This is a genomic window from Bradyrhizobium sp. AZCC 1719 (assembly GCF_036924525.1).
Lineage (GTDB): Bacteria > Pseudomonadota > Alphaproteobacteria > Rhizobiales > Xanthobacteraceae > Bradyrhizobium.
In genome coordinates this window covers 4,507,937-4,526,006 of record NZ_JAZHRU010000001.1, presented here as the reverse complement: position 1 = coordinate 4,526,006, position 18,070 = coordinate 4,507,937, and the positions used below count along the sequence as shown (strand labels likewise).

General features: G+C 62.5%; 17 protein-coding genes and 1 pseudogene. 12 read left to right on the top strand and 6 right to left on the bottom strand.

The features are described from left to right. Window positions 1-25 precede the first annotated feature (25 nt). The 7 genes from V1292_RS21315 (at window position 26) to V1292_RS21285 (ending at window position 7,663) form a co-directional block, all read left to right on the top strand. Window positions 26-526, top strand: a complete 501-nt coding sequence (locus V1292_RS21315) for a GFA family protein (protein WP_334374640.1) — start codon at window positions 26-28, stop codon at window positions 524-526. A gap of 61 nt (window positions 527-587) precedes the next feature. Continuing rightward, window positions 588-875 carry a hypothetical protein gene (locus V1292_RS21310; RefSeq protein ID WP_334374639.1) on the top strand — a complete coding sequence of 96 codons (288 nt, stop codon included), beginning with the start codon at window positions 588-590 and terminating at the stop codon, window positions 873-875. Then, window positions 872-1,735: an alpha/beta fold hydrolase gene (locus V1292_RS21305; RefSeq protein WP_334374637.1), complete on the top strand. Its 864-nt coding sequence runs from the start codon at window positions 872-874 to the stop codon at window positions 1,733-1,735. The genes V1292_RS21310 and V1292_RS21305 overlap by 4 nt, the downstream gene beginning before the upstream one ends. A gap of 997 nt (window positions 1,736-2,732) precedes the next feature. Further along, window positions 2,733-3,791, top strand: coding sequence for a methyltransferase (locus V1292_RS21300; protein ID WP_334374636.1), 1,059 nt, complete (start codon window positions 2,733-2,735; stop codon window positions 3,789-3,791). Then, window positions 3,788-4,966, top strand: a complete 1,179-nt coding sequence (pobA, locus tag V1292_RS21295) for a 4-hydroxybenzoate 3-monooxygenase (RefSeq protein WP_334374635.1) — start codon at window positions 3,788-3,790, stop codon at window positions 4,964-4,966. The genes V1292_RS21300 and pobA overlap by 4 nt, the downstream gene beginning before the upstream one ends. A gap of 421 nt (window positions 4,967-5,387) precedes the next feature. Further along, window positions 5,388-5,630, top strand: coding sequence for an FAD-dependent monooxygenase (locus V1292_RS21290; RefSeq protein ID WP_334374634.1), 243 nt, complete (start codon window positions 5,388-5,390; stop codon window positions 5,628-5,630). 497 nt (window positions 5,631-6,127) lie between these two features. Continuing rightward, a complete protein-coding gene (locus V1292_RS21285) occupies window positions 6,128-7,663 on the top strand; it encodes an amidase (protein ID WP_334377113.1) in 1,536 nt (511 codons plus the stop codon). A 124-nt stretch (window positions 7,664-7,787) separates the two neighbouring features. Here the strand turns inward: V1292_RS21285 and V1292_RS21280 are convergent, their stop codons facing one another. The 5 genes from V1292_RS21280 to V1292_RS21260 form a co-directional block, all read right to left on the bottom strand. Next, a complete protein-coding gene (locus V1292_RS21280) occupies window positions 7,788-9,335 on the bottom strand; it encodes an FAD-binding oxidoreductase (RefSeq protein ID WP_334377112.1) in 1,548 nt (515 codons plus the stop codon). Between the two features lie 95 nt (window positions 9,336-9,430). Beyond that, complete coding sequence (locus V1292_RS21275) at window positions 9,431-10,171, bottom strand: protein-L-isoaspartate(D-aspartate) O-methyltransferase (RefSeq protein WP_334374633.1); 741 nt, start codon at window positions 10,169-10,171, stop codon at window positions 9,431-9,433. 159 nt (window positions 10,172-10,330) lie between these two features. Continuing rightward, a complete protein-coding gene (locus V1292_RS21270) occupies window positions 10,331-11,149 on the bottom strand; it encodes a hypothetical protein (protein WP_334374632.1) in 819 nt (272 codons plus the stop codon). A gap of 214 nt (window positions 11,150-11,363) precedes the next feature. Then, entirely contained in the window at window positions 11,364-12,608 is a 1,245-nt protein-coding gene (gene ftsZ / locus V1292_RS21265; protein WP_334374631.1) for a cell division protein FtsZ, read from the bottom strand. Between the two features lie 48 nt (window positions 12,609-12,656). Then, a complete protein-coding gene (locus V1292_RS21260) occupies window positions 12,657-13,163 on the bottom strand; it encodes a hypothetical protein (RefSeq protein WP_334374630.1) in 507 nt (168 codons plus the stop codon). A 241-nt stretch (window positions 13,164-13,404) separates the two neighbouring features. Between V1292_RS21260 and V1292_RS21255 the strand changes: the two genes are divergently transcribed. The 3 genes from V1292_RS21255 (at window position 13,405) to V1292_RS21245 (ending at window position 14,791) form a co-directional block, all read left to right on the top strand. Next, entirely contained in the window at window positions 13,405-13,614 is a 210-nt protein-coding gene (locus V1292_RS21255) for a hypothetical protein (protein ID WP_028349009.1), read from the top strand. A gap of 194 nt (window positions 13,615-13,808) precedes the next feature. Next, window positions 13,809-14,159, top strand: coding sequence for a cupin domain-containing protein (locus V1292_RS21250; protein WP_334374629.1), 351 nt, complete (start codon window positions 13,809-13,811; stop codon window positions 14,157-14,159). 170 nt (window positions 14,160-14,329) lie between these two features. Next, window positions 14,330-14,791 (top strand): VOC family protein, encoded by a 462-nt coding sequence (locus tag V1292_RS21245; protein WP_334374628.1) that lies wholly within the window; start codon window positions 14,330-14,332, stop codon window positions 14,789-14,791. 125 nt (window positions 14,792-14,916) lie between these two features. Here V1292_RS21245 and V1292_RS21240 read toward each other — a convergent pair. Further along, window positions 14,917-16,448, bottom strand: a pseudogene (locus V1292_RS21240) (acyl-CoA carboxylase subunit beta). A 134-nt stretch (window positions 16,449-16,582) separates the two neighbouring features. Between V1292_RS21240 and V1292_RS21235 the strand changes: the two are divergent. Together V1292_RS21235 and V1292_RS21230 are read left to right on the top strand one after the other, a co-directional pair. Then, on the top strand, window positions 16,583-16,990 hold the full coding sequence (locus V1292_RS21235) for a DUF4260 domain-containing protein (RefSeq protein ID WP_334374627.1): 408 nt from the start codon (window positions 16,583-16,585) through the stop codon (window positions 16,988-16,990). Between the two features lie 70 nt (window positions 16,991-17,060). Next, window positions 17,061-18,062 carry a dienelactone hydrolase family protein gene (locus V1292_RS21230; RefSeq protein ID WP_334374626.1) on the top strand — a complete coding sequence of 334 codons (1,002 nt, stop codon included), beginning with the start codon at window positions 17,061-17,063 and terminating at the stop codon, window positions 18,060-18,062. Window positions 18,063-18,070: the final 8 nt, after the last annotated feature.

Below are 18,070 nucleotides of genomic sequence, written 5' to 3'. Positions count from 1 at the left end.
TGGTAGGCGACATCGTTGACACACGATGGTCAATCGGCACAATCGAACAGTCCTCTATAGGAACAAGGTGCGGCAAATGGATGCCACTTCAGTGTCTGGCAAATGTTTGTGCGGCTCGATTGTCTTCCAATACACCGGGGAACCGAACTGGACGTTGCATTGCCATTGCGAGAGTTGTCGACGAGCAACCTCTTCCCCAATAACGACATGGATTTCAGTCCCACGCAGCGCGTTCGCGTTCACGAAGGGCGCGCCCCGCTATTTCCATTCCTCGCCGGGCGTTCGGCGTGGTTTCTGTGAGAATTGTGGGTCACCCCTCACATATGAGAATGAACGGATAGAGGGAGAAATTCACGTATATGCGGTGTCGCTGCTCGATGCGGATTATGCGTCGCCGAGCTGCCACGCCTTCGTCAATGAACAGCTACCTTGGTTCGAGGCGCTCGATGACTTGCCGAGATTTGCAACGACCGGTCGCGACGGTGCCTCGCCTATCCGCTTCGGTCCTAAGAAGAAATTGGATTGATCTTTCGTGCCGAGGCCCAGTTAGGGTCGGGTCTCGGTTGGATGGATGGGAGGTTCATATCGTGGCGCTGTGCAGAAAGCGCTTTCCCACCTGCCTTGCGCTTCCTGACGACGTCAGGGAGCCCATCGCCCAGGAAATACTGCGATGGTTCCGCTTCGCCGCGGACCGGCTGCATCGGGGCTATCTGTTCGGAGAGACCTTCACCGTCGCGGATCCCTATCTCTTCCAGCTGGCGCGCGGCGCGGCGGAACTCGGATTTCCACTGCCCGAGCCGCTTCGCGATTACATTACACGCATCGAAGGGCGGCCTGCCGTGCAAGCGGCGCTGCGCCGCGAGGGCCTGGCATGAACGAACAGACGATCCGAGCGGACGGGCTCGAGCTCGCGACACAGAGCTTCGGCAATCCGGCCCATCCGCCGATGCTCCTGATCATGGGCGGGATGGCGTCCATGCTGTGGTGGCCGGACGGATTCTGCCGCCGGCTCGCCGCGCGGGGTCGCTTCGTCATCCGCTACGACCAGCGTGACACCGGCCTTTCGAGCAAGTTTGCCCCCGGTCGCCCGGGCTACGGCTTCGAGGACGCGGTCGACGACGTGTTCCGCCTGCTGGACGGCTACGGCCTGTCGGCGGCCCATGTCGTCGGCTTCTCCATGGGCGGGATGATCGGCCAGGGTGCGGCGCTCACGCGCCCGGAACGGGTGCTTTCCCTGACGGTGATCAGCAGCACTCCGATCGGGATGGACAGATCTCAACTCCCGAAGAGCGGCGAGGCCTGGCTGCAACATATGGCCGTGGAGGTGGACTGGTCGGATCGGGCGGCGACGGTCGCATATGAGGTGGAGGATGCGCGCCTGATCGCAGGCACGGCATACGGGTTCGACGAGTCGGGGACGAGGGCCTTCGTCGAGAAGGATTTCGACCGCTCCGGCGGCTACCTCAACGCAACCAACCACATCGTCCTGCTGCGTGGCGGCGAGTTGTGGCGCGGCCGGCTCGGCGACCTGCGCGCGCCGCTGCTCGTGATCCACGGCACGGCCGACCCGGTTTTCCCGATGGAGCACGGGGTGCAGCTTTCCGGGGCCGTAGCGGGCGCACGGCTCATGAAGCTCGAAGGCGGCGGGCACGAGCTGCACCCCGGCCATTGGGACCGGATCGTCGAGGCGATCGCCGAACACACGGGTTCGAAGCGAGGGGTCGACCGGCGATGACAAGATTCCCTCCATGGGATTGCGAGCCGTGTGACGGCAGGTCTTGGCGCTTGTTTGCCGTCACGGCATTTGACCGCCAAAGAGCAATTCACTCATGCGAACGCCAAGGGCCACCAAACACCACCCCTCCTACGACAGCGAATTCCTGCCGTCGTGGTCGTGCGGGGCGGCGCGCAGGAAATCGTGGATTCGGCTGTATTTGGCGCGCCACGGCCGACGAAGATGGGCACTGCTCCCTCGCGATTCCCCTATGATCTCGCGATTCCCCTATGATGCTGCAGCCCGCGATGCGCTCCAATTGGCAAGTCTGCGTTGCTCTGCCATCTAGCGCTACGCATCGTGGATCCCCCGATGTCGCGGGGTGGTCCGCTTGGCCCTCGAAAACAGACCCTCGGACACTGGTCACCATTGTCTGCCAAGGCCTTAGGCCGACGTCCGTCAGCTATGAGCGACGGTTCAGCTTTCGTGGGAAATCTTTGCAAAAAAGGACCATCGGAACAACCGATGGTCCTAAAAGCCTTGAGGCTTTCGTCTTGCATTCACGTTGCCAGTTAGCTGCGGACAGACTGGCGGCTGCCGCAGGGTTGATGCTCGCTTTGCACTGGCCGTTTGGACCCTGACCTTTGGACCCTTTGCCGTGGAGACGTCGGTCCCGTCGGACGCCTGTCACCCCCGGCATTGGTCGTTATCGGCACTCGTCACTGTTGGCGCGGGATGGTGCGAGAAACCACTCGATCAACCGAGCAATGCAACGCTTGACGAAAGATCCAGTTCCCTCATGAGGAGGCTGAGTGGATGCTGGCAGGGAACCTTATTGCTCGGCCGAGGTAGGCAGGAACGAACATGAGGACGAGAGATGTCCGCAGAATTGGACTGGCCGAGAATCCATGAATTGGCACTTCTACCAGCCCCGTAATTTCTTACGATACTAGGATGGCAATGTTCGCCAACACGGTCATGCAAGCCACGGTCGTAGTCTGGAACATGGGAGGCCGAAATGCCTCGAACAAAAACTCTTGCCGCCACGCCAGAGCTTCCTTCCGCCGTCCCGCTGATGGCGCTTTCGACCGGTTTCTGGGCCTTCAAGACTCTGGCCGCGGCGCACGAGTTGGACCTCTTCAGCCGCCTTGCAGGCGGCGCCGGCATCACGGTTGCCGGGCTGGCGGAAGCGCTCGGTCTGCATCCACGTCCGGCCGAGATGCTGTTGACCGGCTGCGCTGCACTCGGGCTTCTGGAGAAGACGGACGGCCATTATCGCAATACGCCGTTAAGCGAAGCCTATCTCGTGCGCGGGAAGCCGTATTACTTCGGTGGCTTCGTGCAGATGGCCGACAAGCGGCTCTACGCGGGGTGGGGAAGGCTTACAGAGGCGCTGCGCACGAACCGGCCAACCACGTGGGACCCGGCAGTGCAATCCTCCATGTTCGACGGCGAGGATCCGACGGTGCTGGCACTCTTCTGGGAGGCGATGCATTCGCTTTCCACGATGACCGCGCGCAAGCTCGGCGAAGCGGTGGATTTCGGACATTTCCGCCGCCTCCTGGACATCGGCGGCGGATCGGGCGCGTACGACATCGAGCTTTGCAAACAGTATGGGGCGCTGCGTGCGACCGTGTTTGACTTGCCGCATGTGGCCGCGATCGCCGCGGGAAAGATTGCCGAGGCCGGCTTGACCGACCGGATCGAGACCGCAGGCGGCAGCTTCTTCGAGCAGCTTCCCGGGGACCACGACGTGCATCTCCTGTCGATGATCCTGCACGATTGGGACGAGGCGAAGAATCGCGCCCTGCTGCGCCGGTCCTTCGAGGCTTTGCCGAGCGGCGGCGCCGTCGTCATCAGCGAGCTTCTCGTCAATGACGAAAAGACCGGACCAGCGCCGGCCGCGCTGATGAGCCTCAACATGCTGATCGAGACGGAAGGACAAAACTACACGCCGGCCGAATATTCGACGTGGCTTGAGGAAGCCGGATTCCGGCACATCGAGACGGTCTGGTTCGACGCACCCGCCGCGAGCGGCGCCGTGATCGGCCGCAAGGGAGGCCTCATGCGGCGATGACGCGAACGCAGGTCGCCATCATCGGCGGCGGTCCCGCCGGTCTACTGCTCTCCCACATGCTCGCCCGCAACGGCGTCGACAGCGTCGTGCTGGAGCGGCAGAGCCGCGGCCATGTGCTCGAGCGCATCCGCGCCGGGGTGCTGGAAGCGGGAACGATCGAACTCTTGCGCGAGGTCGGCCTCGGCGCGCGCATGGATCGGGAGGGACGTGTCCATGACGGCTCGGGCATCGCGTGGGAAGGCAAGCCGCACTTCTTCATCGACACCCGCAAGTTCACCGGCCGACCGATGATGTGCTATGGCCAGACCGCGATCACCGAGGATCTCTATGCCGCGCGCGACGCGGCTGGCGGCGTCGTGATCGATGACGCGGCAAACGTCGCGCTGCACGAGCTGACGTCGGACCGCCCGCACCTGACCTACGAAAAGGGCGGGCAGACCCGCCGGATCGATTGCGACTATGTCGCTGGCTGCGACGGCCACCATGGCGTGAGCCGGCAATCGATCCCGGCGTCGGTGCTGCGCACGTTCGAGCGCGGCTATCCGTTCGGCTGGCTCGGCATCATGTCGGAGACGCCGCCCTATCCGGAGATCTGCTATTGCTATCATTCGCGCGGCTTCGCGCTCGCCTCGCAGCGCAGCCCGATGCTGAGCCGCTACTACATCCAGTGCGATCTCGACGCCCGCATCGAGGACTGGCCGGACGACCGCTTCTGGGAGGAATTGAAGGCGCGCTGCCCGAAGGACATGGCCGACAGCATCGTGACCGGTCCCTCGATCGAGAAATCGATCGCGCCGCTACGGAGCTTTGTCGCCGAGCCGATGCGCTATGGTCGCCTGTTTCTGGCGGGCGACGCAGCGCACATTGTCCCTCCCACAGGAGCGAAAGGTCTCAACCTCGCGGTCTCCGACGTGTTCTACCTCTCGCGCGCGTTGACCGAGGCCTTGAAGGCCGGCCGCACCCACTATCTCGACGGCTATTCCGATATGGCGCTGCGCCGGGTGTGGAGCGCCGAGCGCATGTCGTGGGGGCTGACCACGTTGATCCACCAGTTCCCTAATGAAGCGCCGTTCGACCGGCGCATGCGCGAGAACCAGTTCGATTACCTTCTTGCGTCGGAGCGTGCGCAGGCATCGCTCGCCGAGCAGTATGTCGGCCTGCCATTTGAGAGCTGATGCCGCGAGCGCTACGCTTCGCTGCCGCAATCGCTCGCAGCACCTTATCGGCAGCGGGGCCCGCACGAACTCTGGAATCGAAGGACACTGGCAACTCGTTGATTCCAGTGTGGCTTGGTTCAGAAGTCCGTATGTCCGACTCGCCGCGAGAATGGTGCGGACTTCTGAACCGCCACACTAGTTATGCACACGAAGCCTGTTGACCACATGCAGAAGAACAGCCGTCTTATGCGACTGCCGGCCGCATCTAGGAGTCTGGTGACCGGACTGATCGCCGCAGCCTCGACCGCCTTGATCCTCTCCAGCACCTGGGCACCTGCGCAGGAGGTGAAGGTCGGCGTTCAGTTGCCTTATACCGGCGTGGGCGCGGAGAACGCGCAGCAAATCGATCGAGGTCTTGATCTCTACCTCAAGCTCAACAATGTACGACGTCGTGATCATCGGCGCGCGCTGCGCCGGGTCCGCTCTCGCGCTTATGCTCGCCCGCGACGGACTGGACGTCCTCGCCATCGACCGCACGACCTTTCCGAGCGTCGATGGCGGCATCGTCGCTTCAAGCACAGGCCCCCATGTCCGCTCGGCCTACAACGCACGGCGAGTTGTTTGCGAGATGGTGCCGATGTCTGCTTTGGGTCCAGGAAGCGACATCGCGCGCGTAGCTTGACCGCGCGTGTGTCGCGACGGTCGAGTGCTCTGCAACATGGCTCACGAGTGCGGCGACAGCCACAAGCTCTTGAAGATCGCCGCTGGCTGCACGATAATCTGCCTGTCGGACAGCGCGTCGCTCCGTAGTCGCGCGTGGATGCTGGAGGCATCCGGTAGCGGTCTTAACTCCGCACATCTTCACTTCCCGATCTCATGCGGCTGCTGCGCCGCAACCCTGTCCGGATGCAAAAGCTCATTGGGATGTTGCAGCTTGGCACGCCGGCCGCAGCGTCGGCAGCCTCCGTTTAGTGACCGTCGGGGCCACTGACCCCGTCGGTCCCGACACTTCAGAGCGAGCGGGGAATCGAGAAGTCAACCCATTGGTCGAAGGAGGGATATGCTATGAGAGCATCGCCAAACTATTCGCGCCGTCGCTTCCTTCATGCCGGCACGGCCGGGGTAACGGCAACCGTCGTCGCCGCGACGACGTCCGTTCGAGCGGCCACCGCGGCGAGCATGCAAGCACCCCCGACGGCGACGGCGCCGCGAATTCTGCGCAAGCCACCGCTGCCTGAACTGGAGCGCGTCGCCAAATCCTACAACTTGAATCTCAGCCGCGACGATCTGACGTCGTTCCGCAACCTTATGGACGGTGTGCTCGCGTCATACCGTCGCCTCGACCAGTTCGCGGAGCCGGCATTGGTGGTGAAGTACCCGCGGGACGTGGGCTTCCGTCCACCTGCCTCGGACAATCGGCTCAACGCCTGGTACTGGAGGTGCTCGATCAAGGGCGCAACGTCGGGACCTCTGGCGGGCAAGAAAATCGCCATCAAAGACAATGTGTGCGTCGCCGGCATCCCGATGATGAACGGTTCCAACGTGCTGGAGGGCTACGTCCCCGATGTGGACGCGACCATTGTGACCCGCATCCTCGATGCCGGTGGGGAGATCGTCGGCAAAGCCGTGTGTGAGCATCTTTGCTTCTCGGGCGGTAGCCATACCTCCGACACCGGGCCCGTGCTTAACCCGCACGACCCGAAGCGATCTGCCGGAGGCTCCTCCAGTGGCAGCGCGGCGCTCGTCGTCGCCGGCGAGTGCGACATGGCCATCGGGGGCGACCAGGGCGGGTCGATCCGAATTCCCAGCTCTTTCTGCGGAGCAGTTGGCCACAAGCCCACCCACGGGCTTGTACCATACACGGGCGTCTTCCCGATCGAATTGACACTCGATCATACCGGGCCCATTGCCCGCACCGCCGGTGATGCCGCGCAGCTTCTCGAGGTGCTCGCCGGATTCGATGGCTTCGACCCACGCCAACCGGCGGGACTGCGTACGGAAGCCTATACCAAGCAGCTCAGCGGACACGCCCGCGGCCTCCGGATCGGGATCGTTAAGGAAGGGTTTGGCTGGCCCAACTCCGAGCCCGATGTCGACGCCATGGTGCGCGAGGCGGCGCAGCGCCTGACCCGAGCGGGGGCAACCGTGACCGAGCTGTCGATCCCTCTCCACCGCGACGGCATCCATATCTGGAACGCCATTGCCGTCGAGGGCGCCACGATGCTGATGGTTGCGGGCAACAGCATGGGAACCAACTGGAAAGGGCACTACACAACTTCCCTTCTGGACTTCTACGGCCGGAGCCGGCGGGTGCGCGCCAACGACCTTTCGGAGACCGTCAAGCTTGTCATCCTGCTCGGCCAGTACATGCAGGACAACTACCAGGGCCGCTACTACGCCAAGGCCCAAAACCTCGCGCGCGTGCTCCGCGCCGCCTATGATGAGGCGCTCAGCGGCGTCGATCTCCTGCTCATGCCGACATTACCCTTGAAAGCTACGCTGCTCCCAGCCCCGGACGCGAGCCGCGAGGACTACGTTGCGCGGGCACTCGAAATGATATCCAACACTTGCCCGTTCGACGTCACTGGCCATCCGGCCGCCACGGTTCCGGCTGGCATGTCGGCTGGGCTCCCTGTCGGCATGATGCTGATCGGACGCCATTGGGAGGACGGCACCGTGCTGCGTGCCGCTGACGCCTTCCAGGTCGTCGGATAGCCGCCAGTAACGAATTGCCGGCTAAGGCGACACCAGCGTCCTAGCTTCGGAAAAAGGAGGCCCGCGAGATGTCTGACGCGAGCCTCTGCCGCTTCTCCATGTTTTTGTTGGCGCGTCGATCGCCTTACGGATCGATGAGCACTCCAGGGTTGAGCATGCCTTGCGGATCGAGCTCTCTTTTTGCGGCCCGAAGCGCGGCCGCGAAAAGCTCCGGGCGCTGACGATCGTACCAGGGACGATGATCACGGCCAACAGCGTGATGATGCGTGATCGTACCGCCCGCCTCGATCAGCGCATCGCTGGCCGCATTCTTGATTGCCTGCCACTGTTCCAGCAGAGCACCGTGGCGGCCGAGCGCATGGAAAGAGAAATACGGCGCGGGGCCGTCCGGATAGACATGAGTGAAGCGGCATGTGACCTCGCCCTTTACGCCAGTCGCCTCAAGGATCGCATCCTCCGTCGCCGCCTTCACCTTGTCGTGGAAACTTTCGAACCGCTCCCAGGTGATGGCGGTCTCAAAGGTGTCGTTGATGATGCCGGCCGGCGTCAGGAACTCGCGCGCATAGGGCATACGAATAAATGCGTTGCGCCAGATTCCTGCCGCGCCTTCGAGATGTGCATCGCCGGCCTTTGACGCCTCCGGTATCCCACCATGGTCGGCGCAGCATTCGAGCGCGCGTGCCATCCAGGCATCCGGCGAATGATCGCCCGATTCAAAGCCGAGCACCATAATCGCGACGCTGCCGTCGGCAGCCCCGGTGTTGAATGCCTCTTGCGCGTCAAGGATGCGGCAGTTCGATGGATAGAGGCCGGCCTGTGCGATCGCGCGCAGCGCGCGGGCGGCACCGAAGAACGAGTCGAAACGAACCGATGCGCCAGCACGGAATTTCGGGCGCGGCTGCAATCGCATCCAGGCGCGCGAAATCACGCCGAGCGTTCCTTCGGAGCCTATGAACATGCGGTCGGGGCTCGGTCCGGCACCCGATCCCGGCAGGCGACGCGTTTCCATTATGCCGCGCGGCGTCACGACACGCAGGCTTTCAACGAAATCGTCGATGTGCGTGTAGAGACTGGCGAAATGACCGCCCGACCGCGTCGCGATCCAGCCGCCAAGGGTTGAATACGCGAAACTCTGCGGAAAATGACGCAACGTGACGCCATACGGCTTAAGCTGGTTCTCCAGCGATGGACCAAAGGCACCACCTTCGATCAGTGCGGCGCGCGATATCTGATCCACCTCAACGACCTTGCCGAGATTGCGTAAGTCCAGTGTGACGGCCGCCTTGTAGCTGATACCGTCAACGCGCGGCTCGACACCACCGCAAACGCTCGAGCCGCCCCCGAACGGCGTAAGCGACGCCCTGACACCACCGGCCCAGTCCATGACAGCGGCAATCTCTGCTTCGTTTCTTGGATAGGCGACCACGTCGGGCGCGCTATCGTAATCGCCGAGCATGGCTCGCACGTAGTCTGGATAGGATTTGCCGTAGGCATGCGCGACGCGGTCGTATCGGTCGCTCGTGCAATAAGCGGCAAGTGAGGCCGGTGCTACCACGCGCGGCGCGCGCAATGTCAGGTCCTCCAGACGCGGGACGACTTTTGTCTCAAATGCATCGCGCGCAAATTTTTCGCTGTAGCGGCCGAGCACAAAGGCCTGCTCCTCGGCAGTCATGCCTTCGTCTTCGCGTCCCCAGCCGTAATGTTTCAGCCTTGCACCGCTCACGGCCTCCTCCCTGCTTTTTTCTATCTGAGCCGCCGTACCGGCTCTTAATCTTTTGAACGCGTAAAGGGCACAAAGCGCACGAGGGCAACGGCGCGCGTCGTCGTCTTGTCGGGGGCGACTTTTTCGACGACCGTGAGTTGCTGACTGGTGTAGGCGGATCCCACCGGCATGACGAGCTGGCCACCCACTTTAAGCTGCTCGATCAGCGGCGGCGGCACCTCGCCAAGTGCCGCGGTTACGACGATTGCATCAAAAGGACCGCATTCGGGCCAGCCAGCATAGCCATCGCCATGCCTGACGCTCACATTGTCATATGCGAGCTCTCTGAGTGTTTTCGCGGCGGTGTCGGCCAATGATTGGACGATCTCGATGGTGCAGACCTTCCGTGCCAGATGCGCAAGGATGGCGGCCTGGTAGCCCGAACCCGTACCGACCTCAAGCACGACATGATCGGGCGCGACCCCGGCCAACTCTGTCATCAAGGCCACGATGAACGGCTGCGATATGGTCTGGCCGTGGCCGATCGAAGCCGGCCTGTCCGCATATGCAATGGAGCAGGACCGCTCAGGGATGAACAGATGGCGTTTCGTTCGCGCCATGGCCTCAAGAACTCTCTCGGAGAGGCCCTGTTGTCCCAAAGCACTGGCATGGGAACGACGGGCGTAGGCCCGGACGGATTCGACCATGGCCGCGCGTTCGCGGTCACATTCCACTTCCTGTGCCGTCGCCTCCCGCGCGACGACAACCAGGGACAGAACGAGCAGCAGCAAGATCTTCATGATCATGCGGCCATCCAAAATCGAAGGCACCGTCCGCTATCTAGGATCGAAGCCCCGGTGGAACAAGTTGTCCAGTCCTTGGGCAGAGTGAACATACTCTGTCCGAGTTCGTCCCTGTCCCTTCTGCCGGCAGCAGGACAAGCCTTCGGCCAGCGCCGGCGAAAGCTATTGTTGTCCGGACTGCAACTGCATCGGCGCTCGCGCTTGCACTCTGGCTTGTGTCGGCGGAGGCGTCGACACGGGCTTACGCGAAGAGCCGGCAATTGGCGGTGACGGATTGGCTGCAGTCGTCGCTGCTGCTTTGGGCCGCGGCTGTTGCGCGGAGGCGTTCGCGATCACGTGCGCCAATTGCTCCTGGTTTGCCTTGAGCTGCTGGGCGGTGCTGGCATTTTCGCGGACCAATTCTTCCTGGCCAGCCTTGAGCTGTTCGATCTTCTGCTGCACGTTGGCGAGATCACGCGCCATCGTTTGAAGCAACTGTGTCACCTCGGGAGAGACCGGGGCGGCTGCTGCGTCTTGCGGTGCGGCCTGGGCCGGAGGTGGCAATTGCGAAACCAAAGCATCCGCCGCAGCTACCAGAACGGTAGGCTCGCTCTGCTGGGCGGCGAGCTTCGGTGTTTCCGATGGCAACGATGAAGCCGGAGCAAGCTGCGGTACCCACGGGGCGATCATCAGCCTCGCCGCCTCGCCATAAGATTGCGAAGCGAAAGCAGCGATACAGATGCCCGCTGTCAACAGCAGACCGACAAAGCCGCGCAGCGCCGGCCTGCCGCGCGATGGCTGACGAAGCTTGTCAACGGGCTTTTTCTCCAGCCTGGAAATCTGTTCATTGACAAGCGCAAGCGCTTCATCCGCGCGGGCGATCTTTTCATAAGCATGCGCGAGCCGTTCATCGGCGCGCGCGACCAGCTCGATGTCTTGCGTGGACAGTCCCGGATTAACATCGCGTGGATCGGTTTGCCTGGTATTTACCGCGGTATCCATGAGCGCCTCCTGCCCGGTTTGCGATCACCTGAATGGACGGTCGTCGGATTTTAGACACTCCCTACCGCCGTTTTGACCAAAGCAAGGCTGGAGGATGGAAAGTATAGGACCGATTTTGGGCATTAGAGGCACCGCCTGGGTGCCTCGACGACGGACTTGTTGAAGTCGCATCGTAGCGGCTTAGCAACCTCAAAGCGAGTAGACTTATGGCGGGTCAGTTGGCCTTGCTGCCCAGGAAAGCCGGGATATCCAGAACCTTTTCCTCGATCGGAGCGCGCGCGGGAGAAGCGCGACCGTGGGGATCGAGGCGCTGCGGTGCCGCATGCCGCGCCTGTTGGGCGATCGGCGGCCGCGCTTCGAGGTGGCGCGGCGGCGGGATGAGCGAGGGCGGGTTGGCGAATTGCGGCGGCACGTTACGCTCGGCGATGCGACGCCGGTCGTTGCTCAGCCTGCCGGCGAGGTCCGTGAGCAGGCCTTCCGCGGCTTGCGTCTGGCCTGTCGCGTCGAGATTGTCGATGCCAGTGGCCACGACCGAAACGCGGACGATGCCTTCGAGGGTGGCATCGAAGGTCGCGCCGACGATGATGTTGGCGTCCTGATCGGCCTCGTCGCGAATGCGGGTGGCGGCTTCGTCCACCTCGAACAGCGTCAGATCCCTGCCGCCGGTGATGGAAACGATCAGGCCGCTGGCGCGCTTGATCGAGGGATTCTCGATCAACGGGTTGGAAATCGCCGCTACCGCAGCGTTGAGCACGCGCTTGTCGCCGGAAGCCTCGCCCCTGCCCATCATGGCCTTGCCCTTCTCGCGCATGACCGAGAGGACGTCGGCGAAATCGAGATTGATCAGGCCTTCCTTGACGATGAGGTCGCTGATGCAGGCCACGCCCGAATAAAGCACCTGGTCGGCCATCGCGAAGGCATCGGCAAAGGACGTCTTCTCGTTGGCCACCCGGAACAGGTTCTGGTTCGGGATGATCAGGAGGGTGTCCACCGCCTTCAAGAGTTCCGCGATGCCGGCTTCGGCATAGCGCATGCGGCGCTGGCCCTCGAACTGGAACGGCTTGGTGACGACGCCGATGGTGAGAATGCCGAGTTCACGCGCCGTCCTGGCGATGACGGGCGCGGCTCCGGTGCCGGTTCCGCCGCCCATGCCGGCGGTGATGAACACCATGTGCGCGCCGGTCAGATGATCGCGGATCTCGTCGATGGCCTCTTCCGCCGCGGCACGGCCGATATCGGGCTGGGCACCGGCGCCAAGGCCTCCGGTGACCTGCGTGCCCATCTGGATGACGCGCCTGGCCTTCGAACTGGTGAGCGCCTGGGCGTCGGTATTGGCGACGATGAATTCGACGCCTTCAAGCCCCGCGTCGATCATGTTGTTGACGGCATTGCCGCCGGCACCTCCCACCCCGAACACGATAATGCGCGCCCTCAACTCGCGAATATCGGTGCCACCCATTTTTGCCCCACGGTTGCTCCGCCAAACCGCGGAATAGGAAGAGATTTGTTACCCACGAGCAGCCTTGCGGTCTGCTTCCACCAAGCTCGCAGCCAGATGCCCCACCCGGCGCGCAGAATGTCCGTGATTCTCGTCAGAACTGCTAGTTCGGAGAGCGGTCCGAAGAGCTGCCACCTCCCCCTCGAGCCGCGCCGTCGCCTCCCTGGCGGCGGTGGTTTCAGCAGTCGCCTGCAGCAGCTCCGCGATCAGGTGATCGGCGCGCTGGCGTTCGTGCTCGAAATCTGCGCGGTGATCGGCTGCCCTGGCCTCCAACTGCGCGACCTCGGCCTGCAGCGTTACGATGAGTGCCCTCAACTGAGCGGCCTCGCCCGCCCGGTGACCACCCGGTGGCTGTGGCGTATGCCTGACTTCAGCGAGATCAACGCTCACCAGCGCCTTCCCATCCTCGGAAAGCGAGCGCGGCAACCGGAGCCGCCTGGCAAGCGAACGGGCGGCCACTGCCGAGATGTTCAGGCGGGCGCCCAGGGCTGCATAGGTCAGAATCTCAACGGACATCGGCTGTTCTCCTCGAACGAACCGCACTGGAATCGTCTGATGATGACCGGATAGTCCCCTTAAGTTAGAGGCTCTATGGTTAACAAACGGTTAAGGGACGGCCAGGTGCCGACTTGAGCGTGCCGCGGCTGCCACTTGGCTCGGCCGGGTGGTGAAACCCACCGGGATTGGGGTGATGCAAGCTGTGCGAGATCAACGGGTTGCGGTATATTCCGCCCATCGCGGCTGAGGCGCGATAGAGATGGATGACGAACAGCTTGCTGACCTGCACCGATTCCTGGCCGACTACCACCGAAGACTCGCCAAGGAAGCGGTGCTCGACGTCGTACAGCAATATCATTCCGACCTTGCGCAACGGCTCGCCGACGAAGCCGCGCTGATCCCAAGACGAACGGCGATCGCGCAGCGGCTGCGTGAGGGTGAGCAGCGCATAAGGGACGACAAGGAGTGACCGCAGTGTAGGATGGGTGGAGCGAAGCGATACCCATCAAATCCCGCCGTCGATGCATCATGATGGGTATCGCTGCGCTCCACCTATCCTACGCTCGCGGCGACCTCCCCTGATAGTTTCGCGAACGGCAGAGCAAGGCTATCGTGGTGCGGCATCACTGGGCGATGGGGGCGGACGATCCGAAGGAGGCCGTCATGAACCAGCCGCAGCCCGTCAAGGACGCCAGTCATCTTTACGAAGTCGAGCGTCGTGCGGAGCACGCCGCCCGCCCCGGCTTTCGCATCATGGAGTTGCAGCTCTCTGCAACCCAGAAAGTGCCGTGGCACACCCACACCAATGTCTCCGATACTTTTTACGTTCTGGAAGGCCGGATGAGGCTGTTCCTGCAGGATCCCAAAGAGGAAGTGAATTTGAGCCCCGGCGAAGTCTATGTCGTCAGGCCCACGCGACCGCATCTGGTGACCAACGGGAGCACGAAGTCGCTCACCTTCCTGGTTCTGCAGGGGGTCGGCGAATATGATTTTGTTCCGCTGGTGCCGGGTTAGCTTCGTCGGCTAGGGAAACCTGGCAGCGGACACACGTTGACGCGACCACCGGTGCGCGGACCGCAGCCGCCACACTTTGCTCAAAGACCGGATCGAAAATCCCGGGCAAAACAATAAGCGGGCTGGGCCGTTCTGCATGGATCAAGTCCATCAAACCAGAGGAGACAGCCATGGCAACACAGGTAAAGCCGGTTCCCAAGGGATTTCACACCGTCACGCCTTATCTCGTCGTCGATGGGGCGGAGAAGGTCATTCGCTTCATGAAAGAGGCCTTCGGAGCCGAACCGGTATTCGAGCCGATGACGCGGCCCGACGGCAAGGTCATGCATGCGGAGTACAAAATCGGAGATTCCATCGTGATGATTTCCGACTCCTCGGAGCGTGCACAAGCAACCTCCACCATGTTGTATCTGTACGTACCCAACGTCGACGCCGTTTATCAGAAGGCGCTCAAGGCCGGCGCGACATCGTTGATGGAGCCCTCGGATCAATTTTATGGCGACCGCAGCGGCGGCGTGAAGGACCCGGCCGGCAATAGCTGGCACATCGGCACCCATATCGAGGACGTATCGCCGACTGAACTCAAGAAGCGCGCGACGGAGTTCATGAAGCAGCAGCACAAGGCGGCGTAGGCGAACTTGTGAGCTTCGCAGCAAGCTTCGTAGGGTGGGTTAGCACAGCGTAACCCACCGAAGTCTCGATGCGCGGTTGGTGGGGCCGGTGGGTTACGCTTCGCTAACCCACCCTACAGCACCTGTCACAACGGCAAATTGTCGTGCTTCTTCGCGGGAATCTCGACCTTCTTATCCCTAAGCATCGCCAGCGCGCGCGCGATCCGCTTCCTTGTCGAATGCGGCATGATGACGTCGTCGATATAGCCGCGCTCCGCGGCGATGAACGGGGACAGGAAGCGGTCTTCGTATTCCTTGGTGCGGGCGGCGATCTTGTCGGGGTCGCTCATATCGGCACGGAAGATGATTTCGACGGCGCCCTTGGCGCCCATCACGGCGATCTGCGCGGTGGGCCAGGCGTAGTTCATGTCGGCCCGATTTCCTTCGACGCCATCACGTCGAACGCGCCGCCATAGGCTTTGCGGGTGATGACGGTGACGAGCGGAACCGTGCATTGCGAGTACGCAAACAACAGTTTTGCGCCGTGCTTGATCAGGCCGCCATACTCCTGCGCGGTGCCCGGCAGGAAGCCCGGCACGTCGACAAACGTCACGATCGGGATGTTGAAGGCGTCGCAGAAGCGGACGAAGCGCGCGGCCTTCCGCGATGCATCGCTATCGAGCACGCCCGCCAGCACCATCGGCTGGTTGGCGACGAAGCCGACCGTGCGGCCGGCGATACGGCCGAAGCCGGTGACGATGTTTTTGGCGAACGCTTCCGAGATTTCGAAAAAGTCGCCCTCGTCCACGACCTTTTGGATCAGCTCCTTCATGTCGTAGGGCTTGTTCGGATTGTCGGGGATCAGCGTATCGAGCGACATGTCAACGCGTTCGATGTCGTCAAAACTCGGCCATTCCGGCACGCCGTCGGTGTTGTTGGACGGCAGGAAGTCGATCAGCCGGCGCATCTGCAGCAGCGTCTCGACGTCGTTCTCGAATGCGCCATCCGCAATCGAGGAGCGCGTGGCGTGCACCGAGGCGCCGCCGAGTTCTTCCGCCGTTACCACCTCGTTGGTGACGGTCTTCACCACATCGGGGCCGGTGACGAACATGTAGCTGGTGTTCTTCACCATGAAGATGAAATCGGTCATCGCCGGCGAATAGACGTCGCCGCCGGCGCAGGGGCCCATGATGACGGAGATCTGCGGGATCACGCCTGACGCGATGACGTTGCGGCGGAACACATAGGAATAGCCTGCGAGTGCGGCCACGCCTTCCTGGATGCGCGCGCCGCCGGCGTCATAGAGGCCGATGATCGGCGCCCTCGCCTTCATCGCCATGTCCTGTAGCTTTGTAATTTTCAACGCGTGGGTCTCGGACAGCGAGCCGCCGAACACGGTAAAATCCTTGGCGAACACAAAAGTCTTGCGGCCGTTGACGGTGCCCCAGCCGGTGACGACGCCGTCGCCCGGCACTTTTGTCTTCTCCATGCCGAATTCGGTCGAGCGGTGCTCGACGAACATGTCGAATTCCTCGAACGAGCCCTTGTCGAGCAGAAGCTCGATGCGCTCGCGGGCGGTCAATTTTCCGCGAGCGTGCTGCGCCTCGATGCGCTTTTCGCCGCCGCCGAGCTTGGCGCCGGCGCGCCGTTCTTCGAGGGTGTCCAGGATATCCTTCATGCTGCTTCCGCCCGCCTTTTTGAGTAACGATTTGAAGGCCTTCTAGCACGGCCTTTTCGGAAGCGGAAACACCCCGGCCTCTGGTACCACCGCCCCACGGCCCCTATATGCGCATCCTGACTATGGGGACCGCAATGACCGATACCGCAAGCGCCGACGCCTCGGGCGCCGTTACAGGGGGTGTGCGAGCGGTGCTGCGGCTGGAGGGATTAGCGCTCTTTATCGGTATGACGCTGCTTTATTATATCTGGGACGGATCGTGGTGGGTCTACGCCCTGCTGTTCTTCGTGCCGGACCTCAGCTTTGCCGCCTATCTGGGCGGACCGCGAATCGGGGCCTTCGTCTACAACGCCGCGCACAGCTACCTCGCGCCGATGGCGATCATGACGACCGGATTTGCCACCGCCGCGCCGCTTACACTCTCGATCGCCATGATCTGGCTGGCCCATATCGGCTTAGATCGCGCGCTGGGCTACGGGCTGAAATACACCACCGGTTTTGGCTTCACGCATCTGGGGCGGATCGGGAAGTCTCCGAATTGACAGCCGATTTGTAGCTTGATGTAGTCTCCCCAAAGCTGCCGCAGGACAGCCAATAATTGGAGGGAAACAGATGCTGACGAATTGGCGCGGCGCGGCCGGAGCTGCGATCCTTTGCACCGCTACGCTATTCACCTGCATCGAAACATCAGCACAATCGATCCCGAAAGACGTCGCGGCGCGCACTGAAATCTACGCGATTCCGTCGCTGACGATTTCCGACCAGCAGTTCCTCACCGGCGATGCCAACGGCAAGCAGGTCACCGTCGCCGGCCAATTCCGCATCGCGCAAGGCACCGGCAAGCTTCCCGTGGTGGTGCTGATGCACGGGTCAAGCGGCGTCGGCGCCGGCATGGATCCCTGGGTGCGCCATTTCAATGCGATGGGAATCTCGACCTTCGTGATCGACGGCTTCAGCGGCCGCGGGCTGACGATGGTCGGCCCGAACCAGGCCCTACTCGGCCGCCTCAATTTCATCGTCGATATTTACCGCGCGCTGGAAATCCTCGCCAAGCATCCGCGCGTCGACCCTGATCGCATCGTGCTGATGGGATTTTCACGCGGGGGCCAGGCCACGCTCTATGCCAGCCTCGAGCGCTTCCACAAGCTCTGGAACAAGTCCGGCGCGCAATTTGCCGCCTATATTCCGTTCTACCCGGATTGTTCGACGAGTTATGCCACCGACACCGACGTCGTGGCGCGTCCGATCCGGATTTTTCATGGCACGCCTGACGACTACAACCCCGTCTCGAGCTGCAAGGCCTATCTCGCTCGCCTGCAGGAAGCCAAGCGTGACGTGGTGCTGACGGAATATCCGGATTCTCAGCACGGCTTCGATGTCGGCTTGCTCGGCGTCAGCACAATCGCCGTTTCAGCCAATGCACAGTCTGCGCGCAATTGCCGGCTCAAGGAAGGCGAAGGCGGCGTTCTCGTGAACGCCGAGACCCAGGCGCCCTTCACCTACAAGGACGCCTGCATCGCGCTCAATCCGCATGTCGGCGGCAATCCGGCCACCGCGAAGGAAGCGCAGAAAGCGGTGAGCGATTTCCTGCAGGCGCTGTTGAAGCTGGGGTAGTTGAACTT